This window comes from Acidovorax sp. BLS4 (assembly GCF_032929295.1).
Classification (GTDB): domain Bacteria; phylum Pseudomonadota; class Gammaproteobacteria; order Burkholderiales; family Burkholderiaceae_C; genus Paracidovorax.
In genome coordinates this window covers 3,843,073-3,859,405 of record NZ_CP136797.1, presented here as the reverse complement: position 1 = coordinate 3,859,405, position 16,333 = coordinate 3,843,073, and the positions used below count along the sequence as shown (strand labels likewise).

Annotated in this window: 11 protein-coding genes; 8 read left to right on the top strand and 3 right to left on the bottom strand. The window is 68.2% G+C overall.

What is annotated here, in order from left to right:
• Positions 1 to 10: 10 nt before the first annotated feature.
• The 7 genes from R1Z03_RS17745 to R1Z03_RS17715 all read left to right on the top strand — a co-directional run bounded on the left by R1Z03_RS17745 (position 11) and on the right by R1Z03_RS17715 (position 6,499).
• A complete protein-coding gene (locus tag R1Z03_RS17745) occupies positions 11 to 1,420 on the top strand; it encodes a M20 family metallopeptidase (protein WP_317353444.1) in 1,410 nt (469 codons plus the stop codon).
• A gap of 81 nt (positions 1,421 to 1,501) precedes the next feature.
• The gene (locus R1Z03_RS17740) at positions 1,502 to 2,008 is read left to right on the top strand and encodes a YbaK/EbsC family protein (RefSeq protein WP_317353441.1); all 507 of its coding nucleotides are present in this window, start codon (positions 1,502 to 1,504) and stop codon (positions 2,006 to 2,008) included.
• On the top strand, positions 2,005 to 2,280 hold the full coding sequence (locus R1Z03_RS17735; RefSeq protein WP_317353439.1) for a DUF1289 domain-containing protein: 276 nt from the start codon (positions 2,005 to 2,007) through the stop codon (positions 2,278 to 2,280). The genes R1Z03_RS17740 and R1Z03_RS17735 overlap by 4 nt, the downstream gene beginning before the upstream one ends.
• Positions 2,277 to 2,927 (top strand): 2-hydroxychromene-2-carboxylate isomerase, encoded by a 651-nt coding sequence (locus R1Z03_RS17730; RefSeq protein ID WP_317353437.1) that lies wholly within the window; start codon positions 2,277 to 2,279, stop codon positions 2,925 to 2,927. The genes R1Z03_RS17735 and R1Z03_RS17730 overlap by 4 nt, the downstream gene beginning before the upstream one ends.
• Positions 2,928 to 3,314: 387 nt before the next feature.
• Positions 3,315 to 4,973 (top strand): MFS transporter, encoded by a 1,659-nt coding sequence (locus R1Z03_RS17725; protein ID WP_284404716.1) that lies wholly within the window; start codon positions 3,315 to 3,317, stop codon positions 4,971 to 4,973.
• A 241-nt stretch (positions 4,974 to 5,214) separates the two neighbouring features.
• Positions 5,215 to 6,177, top strand: coding sequence for a porin (locus R1Z03_RS17720; RefSeq protein ID WP_272565303.1), 963 nt, complete (start codon positions 5,215 to 5,217; stop codon positions 6,175 to 6,177).
• Positions 6,178 to 6,298: 121 nt separating this feature from the next.
• Complete coding sequence (locus R1Z03_RS17715) at positions 6,299 to 6,499, top strand: hypothetical protein (RefSeq protein ID WP_284404718.1); 201 nt, start codon at positions 6,299 to 6,301, stop codon at positions 6,497 to 6,499.
• 101 nt (positions 6,500 to 6,600) lie between these two features.
• Here the strand turns inward: R1Z03_RS17715 and R1Z03_RS17710 are convergent, their stop codons facing one another.
• On the bottom strand, positions 6,601 to 7,710 hold the full coding sequence (locus R1Z03_RS17710) for an ABC transporter substrate-binding protein (RefSeq protein WP_317353430.1): 1,110 nt from the start codon (positions 7,708 to 7,710) through the stop codon (positions 6,601 to 6,603).
• Positions 7,711 to 7,900: 190 nt separating this feature from the next.
• On the bottom strand, positions 7,901 to 9,001 hold the full coding sequence (locus R1Z03_RS17705) for an ABC transporter substrate-binding protein (RefSeq protein WP_272569813.1): 1,101 nt from the start codon (positions 8,999 to 9,001) through the stop codon (positions 7,901 to 7,903).
• 237 nt (positions 9,002 to 9,238) lie between these two features.
• On the opposite strand from R1Z03_RS17705, the gene uvrA reads away from it, so the two are divergent.
• Positions 9,239 to 15,085, top strand: a complete 5,847-nt coding sequence (gene uvrA, locus R1Z03_RS17700; protein ID WP_317353427.1) for an excinuclease ABC subunit UvrA — start codon at positions 9,239 to 9,241, stop codon at positions 15,083 to 15,085.
• Positions 15,086 to 15,108: 23 nt separating this feature from the next.
• On the opposite strand, the gene R1Z03_RS17695 is transcribed toward uvrA, so the two are convergent.
• Complete coding sequence (locus tag R1Z03_RS17695; protein WP_317353425.1) at positions 15,109 to 16,287, bottom strand: MFS transporter; 1,179 nt, start codon at positions 16,285 to 16,287, stop codon at positions 15,109 to 15,111.
• Between the last annotated feature and the right edge of the window lie 46 nt (positions 16,288 to 16,333).

The following is a 16,333-nucleotide window of genomic DNA, read 5'->3' as shown; positions in this document are numbered from 1 at the left end:
GACCTTTCCCATGAGCCGTGACCAAGCCATTGCCCAGACGCTGGCCTGCTTCGATGACGGGCGCTTTCAGCAGACGCTGGCGCGCCGGGTCGCCTTCCGCACCGAAAGCCAGGACGCCGCCAGCGGCCCCATCCTGCACGCCTACCTGACCGAGGAAATGGTGCCGCAGCTGCAGGCGCTGGGCTTTGCCTGCCGTGTGGTGGACAACCCGGTGCCGGGCAAGAGCCCCTTCCTGTTGGCCGAGCGCGCCGAGGAGGGCGCGGCCTTCACGCTGCTGACCTACGGCCACGGCGATGTGGTGCGCGGCTACGACGCGCAATGGCGCGCGGGCCTCCAGCCGTGGGACATCGTGGTGGAGGGCAACCGCTGGTATGGCCGCGGCACGGCCGACAACAAGGGCCAGCACACCATCAACCTCACCGCGCTGGAGCAGGTGCTGGCGGTGCGGGGCGGCCGCCTGGGCTACAACGTCAAGATCATCCTGGAGATGGGCGAGGAGGACGGCTCGCCAGGCCTGAACGCGGTGTGCGCGAACGAGCGCGATGCGCTCGCGGCCGACCTGTTCATCGCCTCCGACGGGCCCCGGGTGTCCGCCTCGCGCGCCACCCTGTTCCTGGGGTCGCGCGGCGTCTTCAATTTCGACCTGCACGTGAAGCTGCGCGACGGTGGCCACCACTCGGGCAACTGGGGCGGCCTGCTGCGCAACCCGGGCATCCGGCTGGCGCATGCCATCGCCAGCCTGGTGGACGAGCGCGGCCGCATCCAGGTGCCGGGCCTGCGCCCCACCGAGCTGCCCGCCAGCGTGCGCGAGGCGCTGCGCGACATCGACGTGGGCGGTGGCCCGGACGACCCCGAGATCGACCCGGACTGGGGCGAGCCCGGCCTGACTCCGTCCGAGCGCGTGATCGGCTGGAACAGCCTGGAGGTGCTGGCCTTCACCACCGGCAACCCGGCCATGCCGGTGCATGCCATTCCCGCCGAGGCGCGCGCGCACTGCCACATGCGCTACGTGGTGGGCTCCGACCCCACGGCGTTCCTGGACCACATCCGCGAGCACCTGCGGGCCCGAGGCTTCACCGACGTGGAAGTGCGCGGCACCGACGTGCACATGGCCGCCACCCGGCTGGACCCGGACGACGCCTGGGTGCGCTGGGGCCTGGCCTCCATCGAGCGCTCCACCGGCCAGCGGCCGGCGCTGCTGCCCAACCTGGGCGGCTCGCTGCCCAACGACGTGTTCTCCGAAACGCTGGGCCTGCCCACGCTGTGGGTGCCGCACTCGTATCCGGCGTGCTCGCAGCACGCGCCCAACGAGCACATCCTGGCGGACGTCACGCGCGAATCGCTGCAGATCATGGCCGGCCTGTTCTGGGATCTGGCGGAGCAGGGGCCCGGGGTGCACCAGGAGCGCGCGGCGGCTTGAACGCCGAAGGGCTGCGCGCGCCGGCGGCCATCGCTAAGATTCACGGCTTTGGACCACCGGCCTTCCGGCCTTGAGACACCCATGTGCGCAGCCGAACTCATTCCCCTTCCCGAAGGCGTCCAGCGCGTCGCCACCACGCTGCAGTCGCTGGGCCATCCGCACATGCCGCGCATGCTCGACGACGCGGCGCGCACCGCCCAGCAGGCGGCCGACGGCCTGGGCATCCTGGTCGGCCAGGTGGCCAAGAGCATCATCTTCCGGCGCAAGAGCGACGATGCGGCCGTGCTGGTCGTCACCTCGGGCGACCGGCGCGTGGATGAGAAGAAGGTCGAGGCCCACGTCGGCAAGATCGGCCGGGCCGATGCCGAGTTCGTCAAGGCGCGCACGGGCTTCTCGATCGGCGGGGTGTCCCCCGTGGGCCACGCCACGCCGCCGGTCACGCTGATCGACCGCGAGCTGTTCCGCTTCGAGGAGATCTGGGCCGCGGCCGGCCACCCGCACAGCGTGTTCGCGCTGCGCCCGCAGGATCTGGAAAAGCTCACCAGCGCGCCGGTGGTCGATGTGGTGCAAGCGCCGACCGAATCATGAGTGATATTGAATCAATAGCTAACCGCGCAATGCTGTTGAGCGCGGGAGGCTATTTCGACGAGGCCAGCACGGACGGCGTGCCCTCGCCGTGCATCTCGGTGTGCCGCCTGTCCGCCGATGGCACCTACTGCGACGGCTGCTTTCGCACGCTGGACGAGATCCGCGCATGGTCGGGCGCGGATGATGCTGAACGCCGCGCGATCTGGGCCCGCCTCGCGCAGCGCGCGGGTTTCGAGTTTCCCCCGCCATCCCCTTTCCCGGACCTGCCGTGAAGCACATCACCTTCTACCTGGACTTCGTCTCGCCCTATGCCTGGCTGGCGTTCGAGCAGTTGCCGAAGGCCCTGGAAGGACTGAGCTACAGCGTCGAGTACCGGCCCGTGCTGCTGGGCGCGCTGCTGCAGCGCCACGGCAACCCCGGCCCGGCGGGCATTCCGGCCAAGCGGCTGTGGACCTACCGCCATGCCGAATGGCTGGGCCATTCGCTCGGCACGGGCCTGGCCATGCCGGCCCAGCACCCGTTCAACCCATTGCCGCTGCTGCGCCAGTCGCTGGCCTGCAGCGAGGACGGCGCCATCAACCGTTTCGTGGCCGGCACGGTGCTGCGCCACGTGTGGCTGGGCGGGCACGATGCCAACGACCCCGCGCGGCTGCAGGCGCTGGCCGAGACACTCACGCAGCAGGTGCGCCCGGATCCCGCAGGCGCCACCGCCAAGGCCCTGCTGCGCGCCAACACCGACGCGGCGGCGCAGCGTGGCGTGTTCGGCGTGCCGGCGTTCGAGGTGGAAGGCCGCCTGTTCTGGGGGCTGGACAGCCTGCCCATGCTGCGGGCCTGCCTGAGCGGCGATCCCTGGTTCGACGGCCCCGCGTGGGGCCGTGCCGAGGCGCTGCCCTCCAGCTTGCCGCCAGCCGCCGCCTGATCCCACCGAACCCGGCGGCAGGCGCCAAGCTGACTCACGCTATTGCGCTGACGCGGCTGATTTCGCTGGCGTTCCCGTCCTTTCAGGGTTAGTCCTCGGCAGGGTTTTCCCGCGGCGCGGCGGTGCGTCGTGGTGGCCTCCGTGGCCCGTTCGATGGGCTGCACCGCTGTTTTACCCCCGATTTACCGCATCGAGAAATGCGGATACAGGGTTGGCCCGGAGTTTGTCAGTTGGCAGTCAGTCCAGGACGCCGGCAAGCCAACGGCGCTTGTCAGTGTTTGGTCAGATGCACGTCCGATATTGCGACCCAGGCTGCGACGAGTGCCCGGAAACCCCATCGCACCGTGCATTTCCGCATCCATCCGACCACCAATGGAGACAAGCACCATGGCTACCAATGTTGCATCCCGGCCCATGTCGCCGGAAGAGAGAAAAGTCATCTTCGCCTCGTCGCTGGGCACCGTGTTCGAGTGGTATGACTTCTACCTGTACGGCTCGCTTGCGGCCATCATCGCCAAGCAGTTCTTCAGCGGTCTGGATGCGGGCTCGGCCTTCATCTTCGCGCTGCTGGCCTTCGCGGCCGGGTTCATCGTGCGGCCTTTCGGCGCACTGGTGTTCGGCCGCCTGGGCGACATGATCGGGCGCAAGTACACCTTTCTCGTCACCATTCTGATCATGGGCCTGTCCACGTTCATCGTGGGCATCCTGCCGACCTACGCCAGCATCGGCGTGGCCGCGCCGGTGATCCTGATCGCGCTGCGCATGCTGCAGGGCCTGGCCCTCGGTGGCGAGTACGGCGGGGCCGCCACCTATGTGGCCGAGCACGCGCCCCAGGGCAAGCGCGGCGCCTACACCTCGTGGATCCAGACCACCGCCACGCTGGGCCTGTTCCTGTCGTTGCTGGTCATTCTGGGCACCCGCACCGTGATGGGCGAGCAGCAGTTCGGTGATTGGGGCTGGCGCATTCCGTTCCTGGTGTCCATCCTGCTGCTGGGCATTTCGGTGTGGATCCGGTTGTCGCTGTCGGAATCGCCCGCCTTCCAGAAGATGAAGGCCGAAGGCAAGACCTCCAAGGCGCCTTTGTCGGAGTCGTTTGGCGAGTGGAAGAACCTCAAGATCGTGATCCTCGCGCTGATCGGCCTGACCGCCGGCCAGGCCGTGGTCTGGTACACGGGGCAGTTCTATGCGCTGTTCTTCCTCACGCAGCAGCTGAAGGTGGACGCCGTCACGGCCAACCTGATGATCGCTGCCGCGCTGCTGATCGGCACACCGTTTTTCATCGTGTTCGGTTCGCTGTCGGACAAGATCGGCCGCAAGCCCATCATCATGCTGGGCTGCGTGCTCGCCGTGCTGACGTACTTCCCGGTGTTCAAGGCCCTGACCGAAGCGGCCAATCCCGACCTCGCCGCCGCGCAGGCCAAGAACAAGGTGGTGATCGTTGCCGATCCTGCCGAGTGCTCGTTCCAGTTCAACCCCACGGGCACGTCCAAGTTCACGAGTTCGTGCGACATCGCCAAACAGGTGCTGGCCGCCGGTTCGGTGAGTTATGACAATGAAGTCGCGCCAGCAGGCACGCCTGCCGTGATCAAGATCGGTGCCACCACCATCGCGAGCTACAGCGCCAAGGGCCTGCCCGCCGACCAGGTCAAGGCCAAGGATGCGGAGTTCAAGAAAACGGTGGCCGATACGCTCAAGGCCGATGGCTACCCCACGAAGGCCGACCCCGCCAAGATGAACAAGGGGATGATGGTCGCCCTGCTGACCTACCTCGTGCTGCTGGTGACCATGGTGTACGGCCCCATCGCCGCCATGCTGGTGGAAATGTTCCCCACCCGCATCCGCTACACGTCGATGAGCCTGCCCTACCACATCGGCAATGGCTGGTTCGGTGGCCTGCTGCCCACCACCTCGTTCGCCATCGTGGCGCAGACCGGCAACATGTACAACGGCCTGTGGTATCCCATCATCATCGCGGGCGCCACGGCGGTGATCGGCACGCTGTTCATCCGCGAAACCAAGGACGTGGACATCTACGCCAACGACTGATGGAACCGCGCGGGCGCCCGGGAATCCGGGGCCCGCAGCATGGAAAAGGGCTGCATGTGTTGGCAAAAAACGCCAAAGTGTGGTGGCGATGCATCAAGGCTGTTATGAAAATGACTTTTGGGGGTGGTATTGAGGCGCCACCCCCTAGAATTTCGTAAGTAGTTGCACCAACGCCCGGCGGCCACCCGCTCTGCAGTGCCTACCACACCATCTGACGGATAAAAGCATTCAAGGAAATCACATGCAAAAGACGAATCGTTTGGCACTGGCTGTGCTGGCTCTCCTGGGTAGCACCGCTGCCTTCGCCCAAAGCAGCGTCACGCTGTATGGCCGTGTGAACACCACGGTGGAACGCCAAGAAGTGGGCGACACCAAGACCACCGGTCTGTTCAACAACGCTTCGCGTTTCGGCTTCAAGGGCGTGGAAGACCTCGGCGGTGGCCTGAAGGCTGGCTTCCAACTGGAAAGCGGCTTCGCTTCCGACACCGGTTCTTCCGATGCACGTGGCTTCTTCGCCCGTCAAAGCGAAGTGAACCTGTCGGGTGGTTTCGGCGCCCTGCGCCTGGGCCGCTTCACGGCTGAGTCCTACTACGCCACGGCCGACTACGTCAGCCTGCACAACCACGACACCGGTTCGTCGTCCGATGCGTTCTACGCCTACGTGATGCCCGATGCCAACAAGATTTCCTACCGCACGCCCGATTTCGGCGGCCTGACCGTCGAAGGCGCCGTGGCGCTGCACGAGCAAGCTGTCGGCGTGAAGAACGCCTATGACCTGGCTGCCAACTACAACCTGGGCGCTCTGGCCCTGGGCGCTGGCTACAGCAAGCAAGGCGACGTGAACCAGTTCGCACTGCGCGGCCTGTACACGATGGGTTCGTTCATGTTCGGCGGTTACTACCAACGTGACGAAGACGCATACGTCCTGAATGGCGGCAAGCGCAACACGTTCCGTCTGTCGGGTGCCTACCTGATGGGCGCTTCGGAATTCCACGTGAACGTGGGCCGTGCCGGCAAGTACAAGAACGTGGCTGACAGCGCCGCTACGCAATACACGCTGGGCTACAACTACAACCTGAGCAAGCGCACCAAGGTGTACGGCTACTACACGAAGGTGAACAACAGCCGCAACGCCGCTTACATGACGGGCATCGCTGGCGCTGACTTCAGCTCCGTGGCCGTGGGCGTTCGCCACGCATTCTGATGGTTGACGCGGGTCGGCGGCCCCGGCTGCCAACCCGTGTTCCAGACGATCCGAGCCTCACATCCCGAAAGGGGTGTGGGGCTTTTTTTCAGCCGTTCGTTTCACTAAAAAGGAGATAGGTATGTGGAAAATTGTCGTGGGCTTCGTTCTGTTCGCAGCGCTGTCGCTCTTCGTCATCATGAAAGCCGGAGACAAAGTGGACATGAGCGGTGAAAAGCACGGGGCCGATGCCGTGCATGTGCCTGAAACGGCGGCCCCCGCAGCCAGCAGCCCCGCATCGGCGCCCGCGGTGCCCGCCTCGGGAGCCAGCAGCGCTTCCTGAAAACAGGCGGCTGCCCGATGCAGACGTGAAGAAGCCCGCTGATGCGGGCTTTTTTGCCGAGCGCAGACCGTCGGGTGGGCGAAAGCGAGGTTTTCAGCCCCTCAGCGGCGGAATTTTCCGTCCGCGCCGAGGATGGACAGTTCGGCAAAGTCCAGCCCGGTGTGGTCGTCGGGGCCGTAGCTCACCTCCAGGCCGCCCAGATCGACTTTCTGCAAGCCTTCCAGCGCGGCATGGATCCGCTCCCGGGTGGGCTTGGGGCCGGCGCGGCGCAGGCCTTCGACCAGCACCTTGGCGGCCGCGAAACCTTCCAGCATGGCGGGGCTGACTTCCTTGCCCCGGCTCTTGGCGAGGCCCTGCGCTTCGCTCACGAGCGGCACGTTCACGGCGCGCTCATTGGGGAACACCTGGGTGACGATCACACCGCGGGCGTTGGCTCCCAGGCTTTTGGCGAAACCCGCGGAGGCATTGTTGGACAGCGTGGCCACCTGCGCCGTGGATCCTGCGGCGCGCAGGGCCGCGTAGCCTTCGGCCACGGCGGTGCTGGAGGCGATCATCAGCACGGCCTGGGCCTGCGACTGCGCGATCTTGGGCACGAGGGCTCCGAAATCGGGCTTGGTGCGGTCGACTTTCTCCAGCAGCACGGCTTTGAGCTTGGCGGTGTCCAGCCCCTTTTGCGCGCCGACCAGGCCGTCCGCGCCGAAGCTGTCGTCCGCATGGACCACGGCGATCTTGGTGATGCCGGTGGATGCCAGGTGCGCGATGGCCTTCTCGGCTTCGCGCTGGTAGGGCGCCCGCACGTTGAAGACGTTCCGGCGCACGGGCCGGTGCAGCACCATGGCACCGGTGGAGGGGCCGACCAGCGCCACGCCGTATTTGTCCAGCAGCGGGATGACGGCCTCGGTGGGCGGCGTGCCGCGCGTGAGAAAGAGAGCGGAGACGTTCTGCTCTTCGATCAGCTTGCGGGCATTGGCCGCGGCCAGTTGGGGGTCGAGTTGGTCGTCCAGCGAGATGAGCTGGATTTTCTGCCCGTGGATGCCACCCCGCGCATTGATGGCGTCCAGGTACAGCTTGGCGCCGTCGGTGGTTTCCTGCACCCCTGCGGCCACCGTGCCGGAAAAACCGGCAGTCTGTCCGATGAGGATCTGCGCCTGCGCGGCCGACAGCAGCGCCGTCAAGGCCACGCCCGCACTGATTTTCTGGAGGGTTCTCATAGCTCTCTGGTCAAAGGATGGAGGGGCGTGCCGGACTCGCTCCGGCCCCGGCATGTCCAGCGATAGCGCTTCTCAGGAAAGAACGTAACCCAAAGGTACGAGGATCGTACCGAGGCGATGGCCGCGGCTTCCCTCATATCCCCCGGATGGGCCGGGCCACTGCGGCCGCCCGGGCATGCTGCCCGGGCCTTCAGCGGCGGAATTTTCCGTCGGTTCCGATGATAGACAGGTCGGCGAAGTCCAGGCCGGTGTGGTCCTCGGGGCTGTAGCTGACCTCCAGCCCGCCCAGGTCGAACTTCTGCAGCCCTTCCAGGGCCGCCTGGATGCGGTCGCGGGAGGGCTTGGGGCCGGCGCGGCGCAGGCCTTCCACCAGGACCTTCGCGGCGGCATAGCCTTCCAGCATGGCGGGGCTGATTTCCTTGCCCTGGGCCTTGGCGAGGTCCTGTGCCTCGCGCACCAGGGGGAAGTTCATGGCCCGTTCGTTGGGGAACACCTGGGTGACGATCACACCGCGGGCGTTGGCGCCCAGGCTTTTGGCAAAGCCGGCGGAGGCGTTGTTGGACAGCGTGACCATCTGCGCGCCCGATCCGGCGGCGCGAAATGCCGCATAGCCTTCGGCCACGGCGGTGCCCGAGGCGATCATCAGCACGGCCTGGGCCTGCGACTGCACGATCTTGGGCGCAATGGGCGCAAAGTCCGGCTTGGAGCGGTCGAACTTTTCCTGCAGCACGGCTTTGAGCTTGGCGGCTTCCAGCCCCTTTTGCGCGCCGACCATGCCGTCGGCCCCGAAGCTGTCGTCCGCCTGCACCACGGCGATCCGGGTGATGCCCATGGACACCAGGTGGGAGATCGCCTTTTCGGCTTCGCGCTGGTAGGTGGCGCGCACGTTGAAGACGTTCTTGCGCACCGGCTTGTGCAGCACCATGGCGCCGGTGGAGGGGCCGACCAGGGCCACGCCGTGCTTGTCCAGCAGCGGAATGATGGCCTCGGTGTGGGGCGTGCCGCGCGTGAGGAAGAGGGCGGAGACGTTCTGCTCCTCGATCAGCTTGCGGGCATTGGCGACGGACAGTTGCGGATCGAACTTGTCGTCCAGCGAGACCAGCTCCACCTTCTGCCCGTGGACCCCGCCCCGGCCGTTGACGGCGTCCAAATACAGCTTGGCGCCCTCGGTCGTCTCCTGCACGCCCGAGGCCACCGCGCCCGAGAATCCGGCGGTCTGGCCGATGAGAATCTGTGCCTGGGCCGCCGACAGCAAGGCGGCCAGGACCAGTGCGGCGCCGGTGTTGCGCATGAATGCCATGGTGTGTCTCCAATCCGTGAGGGGTTGCCGAGGAAAGCCCTCTGCCTGGGTGCCACCTTGCCGAAGTTGGCGATTCGTGACAATAGGTAACACCCTGGGTCGAAGGCCTTTTCCATGCCGCGGGCGGTTGCCAACGGCGGCCTCGCCCCGATATGGGAAAACGCCCTACCTTCCGCGTGCGGAAGCCGTCCCTAGAATGCTCCGCCTCCCCTACCCGAAAGACCCCCGATGACCCAGGGATTGATCCGCATCCACGGTGCACGCCAGCACAACCTCAAAAACCTCGATCTGGACATCCGCACGGGTGAGTTGACGGTGGTGACGGGCCCCAGCGGTTCGGGCAAATCCAGCCTGGTGTTCGACACCCTCTACGCCGAGGGCCAGCGCCGCTACGTGGAAACCTTCAGCGCCTACGCGCGCCAGTTCCTCGACCGCATGGACAAGCCCGCCGTGGACAAGGTGGAGGGCGTGCCGCCCGCCATCGCCATCGACCAGACCAATCCGGTGCGTTCCAGCCGCTCCACGGTCGGCACGATGACCGAGCTGAACGACCACCTGAAGCTGCTCTTCGCCCGCGCCGGCCAGCTGTTCGACCGGCAGACCGCGCAGCCGGTGCGCCACGATTCGCCCGAGACCATCTACGCCGAGCTGCAGCGCCGCTGCGCCGAGGCCGGCGACCCGCGCGTGGTGCTGACCTTCCCCGTCGAGCTGCCCGCCAACACCTCGCCCGAGCAGGTCGAGCAGTGGCTGTCCGCCAGCGGCTTCACCAAGGTGCAGGCCGAGCGCGAGGTCGCGACGCCCACCGGGCCCCGCAAGCTGCTCGATGTGGTGGCCGACCGGTTCCGCCTGGGCAATGCCGAGAAGGCGCGGGTGGTAGAGGCCATCGAGGTGGCGATCAAGCGCGGCACCGGGCGGCTGAACGTGTACCGGCTGGTGGACGACGGCGAGCCGGAACTGTGGCGGTTCTCCACCGGGCTGCACTGCCCCGACAGCGACCTGCGCTACAGCGAGCCGATTCCGTCGATGTTCTCGTTCAACTCCGCCGTGGGCGCGTGCGACACCTGCCGCGGCTTCGGCCGCGTGATCGGCGTGGACTACGGGCTCGTGATCCCCAACGAGAAGCTCACGCTGCGCGCGGGCGCGATCAAGACCATCCAGACGCCGGCGTGGAAGGAGGCGCAGGACGACCTCATGCGGCATGCCGAGACCGCCGGCATCCCGCGCGACACGCCCTGGTACAAGCTCACCGAGGACCAGAAGCAATGGGTCATCGGCGGCGCGCCCGGCTACAAGGACGGGCAGTGGAACAAGCAGTGGTACGGCATCAAGCGCTTCTTCGAGTACCTGGAGAGCAAGGCCTACAAGATGCACATCCGCGTGCTGCTGTCCAAGTACCGCAGCTATACGCCGTGCCCCACCTGCGGCGGCGCGCGCTTGAAGACCGAGAGCCTGCTGTGGCGCGTGGGCAGCAAGGAGGACGCCGACATCGCGATCGACCCGGCCCGCCGCTTCATGCCCCAGGGCGTGCAGTGGAGCCGCGCGCAGCTCGAAGCGCTGCCCGGCCTGTGCCTGCACGACCTGATGCTGCTGCCCATCGACCGGCTGCGGCGCTTCTTCGACCGCATGGAGCTGCCCGAGGGCGATGCTGCGGCCGGGGGCGACGCGCAGGCGCTCAAACTGCTGCATGAAGAGATCACCACGCGCCTCAAATACCTGTGCGACGTGGGCATCGGCTACCTCACGCTGGACCGGCAAAGCCGCACGCTCAGCGGCGGCGAGGTGCAGCGCATCAACCTGACCACGGCGCTGGGCACCTCGCTGGTGAACACGCTGTTCGTGCTGGACGAACCCAGCATCGGCCTGCACCCGCGCGACATGCACCGCATCACCGAGGCCATGCTGCGCCTGCGCGATGCGGGCAATACGCTGGTGGTGGTGGAGCACGACCCGGCCGTCATGCTGGCGGCCGACCGCGTGATCGACATGGGCCCCGGCCCGGGCGAGCGCGGCGGCTCCATCGTGTTCGACGGCACCACGGGCGAGCTGCGCCGCGCCGACACGCTCACCGGCCAGTACCTGGCCGGCACCAAGCAGATCGGCATGGGCTACCAGCGCCGCGTGACGGAGGCCACGCCGCGCCTGATCCTGGAAGGTGCGCGCGAGCACAACCTGCAGAACGTGTCGGTGGAGTTCCCGCTGCAGCGCCTGGTCACCGTGACCGGCGTGAGCGGCTCGGGCAAGTCGAGCCTGATCCAGGACGTGCTGGCCCCCGCGCTGCTGCGCCACTTCGGCAAGGCGACGGAGACGCCCGGCGCGCACGACCGCCTGCTGGGCGCGGACCACCTGGGCGAGGTCGTGTTCGTGGACCAGTCGCCCATCGGCAAGACCGCGCGCTCCAACCCGGTGAGCTACGTGGGCGCGTGGGACGCGATCCGCGAGCTGTTCTCCGTGGCGCCGCTGTCGCGCCAGCGCAGCTATACCGCGGCCAAGTTCAGCTTCAATTCGGGCGACGGGCGCTGCCCGACCTGCGGCGGCTCGGGGTTCGAGCACGTGGAGATGCAGTTCCTGTCGGACGTGTACCTGCGCTGCCCCGACTGCGACGGCAAGCGCTACCGGCCGGAGATCCTGGAGGTGACCATCGAGCGCGGTGGCCGCTCCTTCAACGTGGCCGACGTGCTCGACCTCACGGTGAGCGAGGCGGCCGCCCTGTTCGCTGCCGACCGCGACGTGATCCGCGCGCTGCAGCCCATCGTGGACGTGGGGCTGGAATACGTGAAGCTGGGCCAGCCCGTGCCCACGCTGTCGGGCGGCGAGGCCCAGCGCCTGAAGCTGGCGGGTTTCCTCGCGGAAGCGGCACGCGTGGAAAGCAAATCGCGCCAGCCGCTGGCGCGCAAGGGCACGCTGTTCCTGTTCGACGAGCCCACCACGGGCCTGCATTTCGACGACATCGCCAAGCTCATGCGGGCGCTGCGCAAGCTGCTGGACGCCGGGCATTCGCTGGTGGTGATCGAGCACAACCTGGACGTGATCCGTGCCAGCGACTGGCTCATCGACCTCGGCCCCGAGGGCGGCGACGGCGGCGGCCTGCTGGTGGCCGAGGGCACGCCCGAGGACGTGCGCCAGCACCCCACCTCGCACACGGGCGCCGCGCTGCGCGAGTACGAGCAGGCCCTGGGCGCGGGCGGCCACTCGGTGCACGAGAAGGCTGCGGTGCTACGAAAAGAGAAGCGGCGTGCCCTAGCGGAACATGCGCCGGCGGCCAAAAACGCCATCGAAATCGTCAACGCCAAGGAGCACAACCTCAAGAACCTGAGCGTGGACATTCCGCGCGGCCAGTTCAACGTGATCACCGGTGTGTCGGGCTCGGGCAAGTCGACGCTGGCGTTCGACATTTTGTTCAACGAAGGGCAGCGCCGCTACCTCGAATCGCTGAACGCCTATGCGCGCTCCATCGTGCAGCCGGCGGGCCGGCCCGAGGTGGATGCGGTGTACGGCATTCCGCCCACGGTGGCGATCGAGCAGCGCCTGTCGCGCGGCGGGCGCAAGAGCACGGTGGGCACCACCACCGAGGTGTGGCATTTCCTGCGCCTGCTGTACGTCAAGCTGGGCGTGCAGCACTGCATCCACGACGGCGCCGCCGTGCAGCCGCAGACGCCCGACAGCATCGCCGCGCAGCTGCTGCGCCACTTCAAGGGCCAGCACATCGGCCTGCTGGCGCCGCTGGTGATGAACCGCAAGGGCGTCTACACCGAGCTGGCCGACTGGGCGCGCCCGCGCGGCTACACCCACCTGCGGGTGGACGGGCATTTCCTGCCCACCACGGGCTTTCCGCGCATCGACCGCTTCAAGGAGCACACCATCGAGCTGCCCGTGGCCAGCCTGGACGTGTCACCCGAGAACGAGGGGCTGCTGCGCTCGTCGCTGGCGCGCGCGCTGGAACTGGGCAAGGGCGTGGTCCACGTTCTGAGCCAGCTCGATGGCCTGAAGGACGCCATGGTGGCCGGCACCGCCACCGCGCACATCGGGGCGCTGCAGGCGTTCTCCACCAAGCGCGCCTGCCCCGTGTGCGCCACCAGCTATGCCGAGCTGGACCCGCGCCTGTTCTCCTACAACAGCAAGCACGGCTGGTGCCCGGACTGCGTGGGCACGGGCGTCAAGCTCACCCGCGAGCAGCGCAAGGTGTTCGACGACTCGGTGCAGGACGACAAGGAAAAGGGCCGTGAGCAGACCTTCGCCGAGCCCGAAGCCGAGGACGTGGCCGACGTGGCCTGCCCCACCTGCCAGGGCACGCGGCTGAACGCCACGGCCCGCGCCGTGCGCTTCGGCGAGAACGCCGCCGCTGGCCGTGCGGGCGTGGGCATCGCCGACATCGCCGCGCTGTCGGTCACCGACATCCGGCAGTGGATCGAGGCGCTGCAGCAGGGCGCGGCCTTGAGCCAGCGCGAGGCCGACATCGCGCGCGACCTGATCCCCGAGATCCAGAGCCGGCTCGAATTCCTGGAAGAGGTGGGCCTGGGCTACCTCACGCTGGACCGGGGCGCGCCCACGCTCTCGGGCGGAGAGGCGCAGCGCATCCGCCTGGCGGCGCAGCTGGGCAGCAACCTGCAGGGCGTGTGCTACGTGCTGGACGAGCCCACCATCGGGCTGCACGCGCGAGACAACCAGATCCTGCTGAACGCGCTGCACAAGCTGGGCGACAAGGGCAACACGCTGGTGGTGGTGGAGCACGACGAGGACACCATCCGCCGCGCCGACCACATCATCGACATCGGCCCGAGCGCCGGCAAGCGCGGCGGGCGCCTGGTGGCGCAGGGCAGCGTGGCCGACGTGCAGGCCGCCGAGGATTCGCAGACCGGCCGCTACCTGCTGCATGCCATGCGGCACCCGCTCAAAGCCCGTCGCCCGGTGGTGCCGCCCGTGCACATCGCCCGCTCGGATGCTACTATTTTGATAGCTAGCAAGGCAGAAAGTACTAAGGCATCCGGCCAAAAAGAGGCTGAAACTGCCCAGCCGGAGCACTGGCTGACCGTGCGCGGCGCGCACCTGCACAACCTGCAGCGCGTGACCGCCAGCGTGCCGCTGAACCGCCTGGTGGCCGTGACCGGCGTGAGCGGCTCGGGCAAATCGACCCTGGCGCGCGACGTGCTGCTGGCCAATGTGCAGGCCTGGGTGCAGCAGCGCTCCACCAAGGCCGGGCGCGATGCGATGGACGCCGGCAAGGCGCCGCCCCTCGTGGGCTGCAGTGGCCTGTCGGGCTTCGAGACGGTGGACCGCGTGCTGGAGGTGGACCAGACCCCCATCGGCAAGACGCCGCGCAGCTGCCCCGCCACGTACATCGGCTTCTGGGACACCATCCGCAAGCTGTTCGCCGAAACGCTGGAGGCCAAGGCGCGCGGCTATGCGGCCGGCCGGTTCAGCTTCAACACCGGCGAAGGGCGCTGCCCCAGCTGCGAAGGCCAGGGCATCCGCACCATCGCCATGAGCTTCCTGCCCGACGTGAAGGTGCCCTGCGAGACCTGCCACGGCGCGCGCTTCAACCCCGAGACGCTGGCCGTCACCTGGCGCGGCAAGAGCATCGGCGACGTGCTGCAGATGGAGGTGGACGAGGCGGTGGAGTTCTTCGCCAGCATGCCCAGCATCGCGCACCCCCTGCAACTGCTCAAGGACGTGGGCCTGGGCTACCTCACGCTGGGCCAGCCCAGCCCCACGCTGTCGGGCGGCGAGGCGCAGCGCATCAAGCTGGTGACCGAGCTGACCAAGGTGCGCGACGAGGTCGGCCGCCGCGGCCAGAAGGCGCCGCACACGCTCTACGTGCTGGACGAGCCCACGGTGGGCCTGCACATGGCCGACGTGCACAAGCTCATCCAGGTGCTGCACCGGCTGGTGGACGGCGGGCACAGCGTGGTGGTCATCGAGCACGACCTGGACGTGATCGCCGAGGCCGACTGGATCCTCGACCTGGGGCCGGAAGGCGGCCGGGAAGGGGGGCGCATCGTCGCGGCGGCCGCGCCGGAAGAGGTGGTGCGGCTGGGCACGCACACGGGCAAGGCCCTGGGGCCGGTGCTGGCGCGGTAGCGCCGGGACCGCTGCGAGCGCTCTCAGGCGCGGGCCGGGGCGTCCTTCGGTGGGGCGCGTCCGTCGCGGCGGGTGCTCGCGCCCACCAGCGCCAGCCCCAGCGCCGCGAGGGCGGCGGCCACCCAGGTCACCGAGAGCAGGCCCAGGCCCTGGGCGATCGCCAGCCCGCCCAGCCACGCGCCGATGGCGTTGCCCAGGTTGAAGGCCGAGATGTTGAGGCTGGAGGCCAGCGTGGCGCCTTCGGGCCCCGCCTGCTGCAGCACGCGCATCTGCATGGGCGCCACGGTGGCGAAGGCGGCGGTGCCCAGCACCACCACGTAGGCCATGGCGACGCCGGCATGGCCGAACGCCCAGCGGCCGGCCACCAGCACCAGCATCAGGGCGCCGATGGACATCGCCAGCGCCCGCATCACGCCCCGGTCGGCCAGTTTGCCGCCCAGCAGGTTGCCGGCCGCCAGGCCCGCGCCGAACAGCAGCAGCGTGAGGGCCACCCACGCGCCGTCCATGTGCGTCACCTGGGTGAGCAGCGGCTCCACATAGGTGTAGAGCGCGAACACGCCGGCGAAGCCGAACACCGTGATGCCCAGGCCCAGCCACACCTGGGCGCGGGCGAGCACGGCCAGCTCCTGCCGCAGGGGCGTGGCGGCCGGCCGGCCCGTATCGCGCGGCACGAAGGCCGCCAGGATCGCGAGGGCCGCCACCCCCACGACCGCCACGGCGGCGAAGGCCATGCGCCAGCCGAAGTGCTGGCCGATCCAGGCGCCCGCCGGCACGCCCAGCAGGGTGGCCAGGGTGAGGCCCGAGAACATGAGCGCAATGGCCGAGGCTTTCTTCTCCTGCGGCACCAGCCCGGTGGCGACCACCGCTCCGACGCCGAAGAAGGTGCCGTGCGTGAGCGCCGTCAGCACGCGTGCCGCCAGCAGCCAGCCATAGCCGGGGGCCACCACGGCCGCCGCGTTGCCGGCGATGAAGATCAGCATCAGGGCCAGCAGCAGGCGCTTGCGCGGCCACTGCCGCGTGAGCAGCGTCAGCACCGGCGCGCCCACGGCCACGCCGATGGCGTAGCCCGAGATCAGCGTGCCGGCGGTGGGAATGGAGATGTGCAGGTCTTGGCTCACTTGCGTGAGCAAGCCCATGATGATGAATTCCGTGGTGCCGATGCCGAAGGCACCGGCCGCCAGGGCGAGGAGGGAGAGAGGCATGGAAAAAAGCGTCCGCAGGGACGAAGATGGGTCGATGCCTGGAATG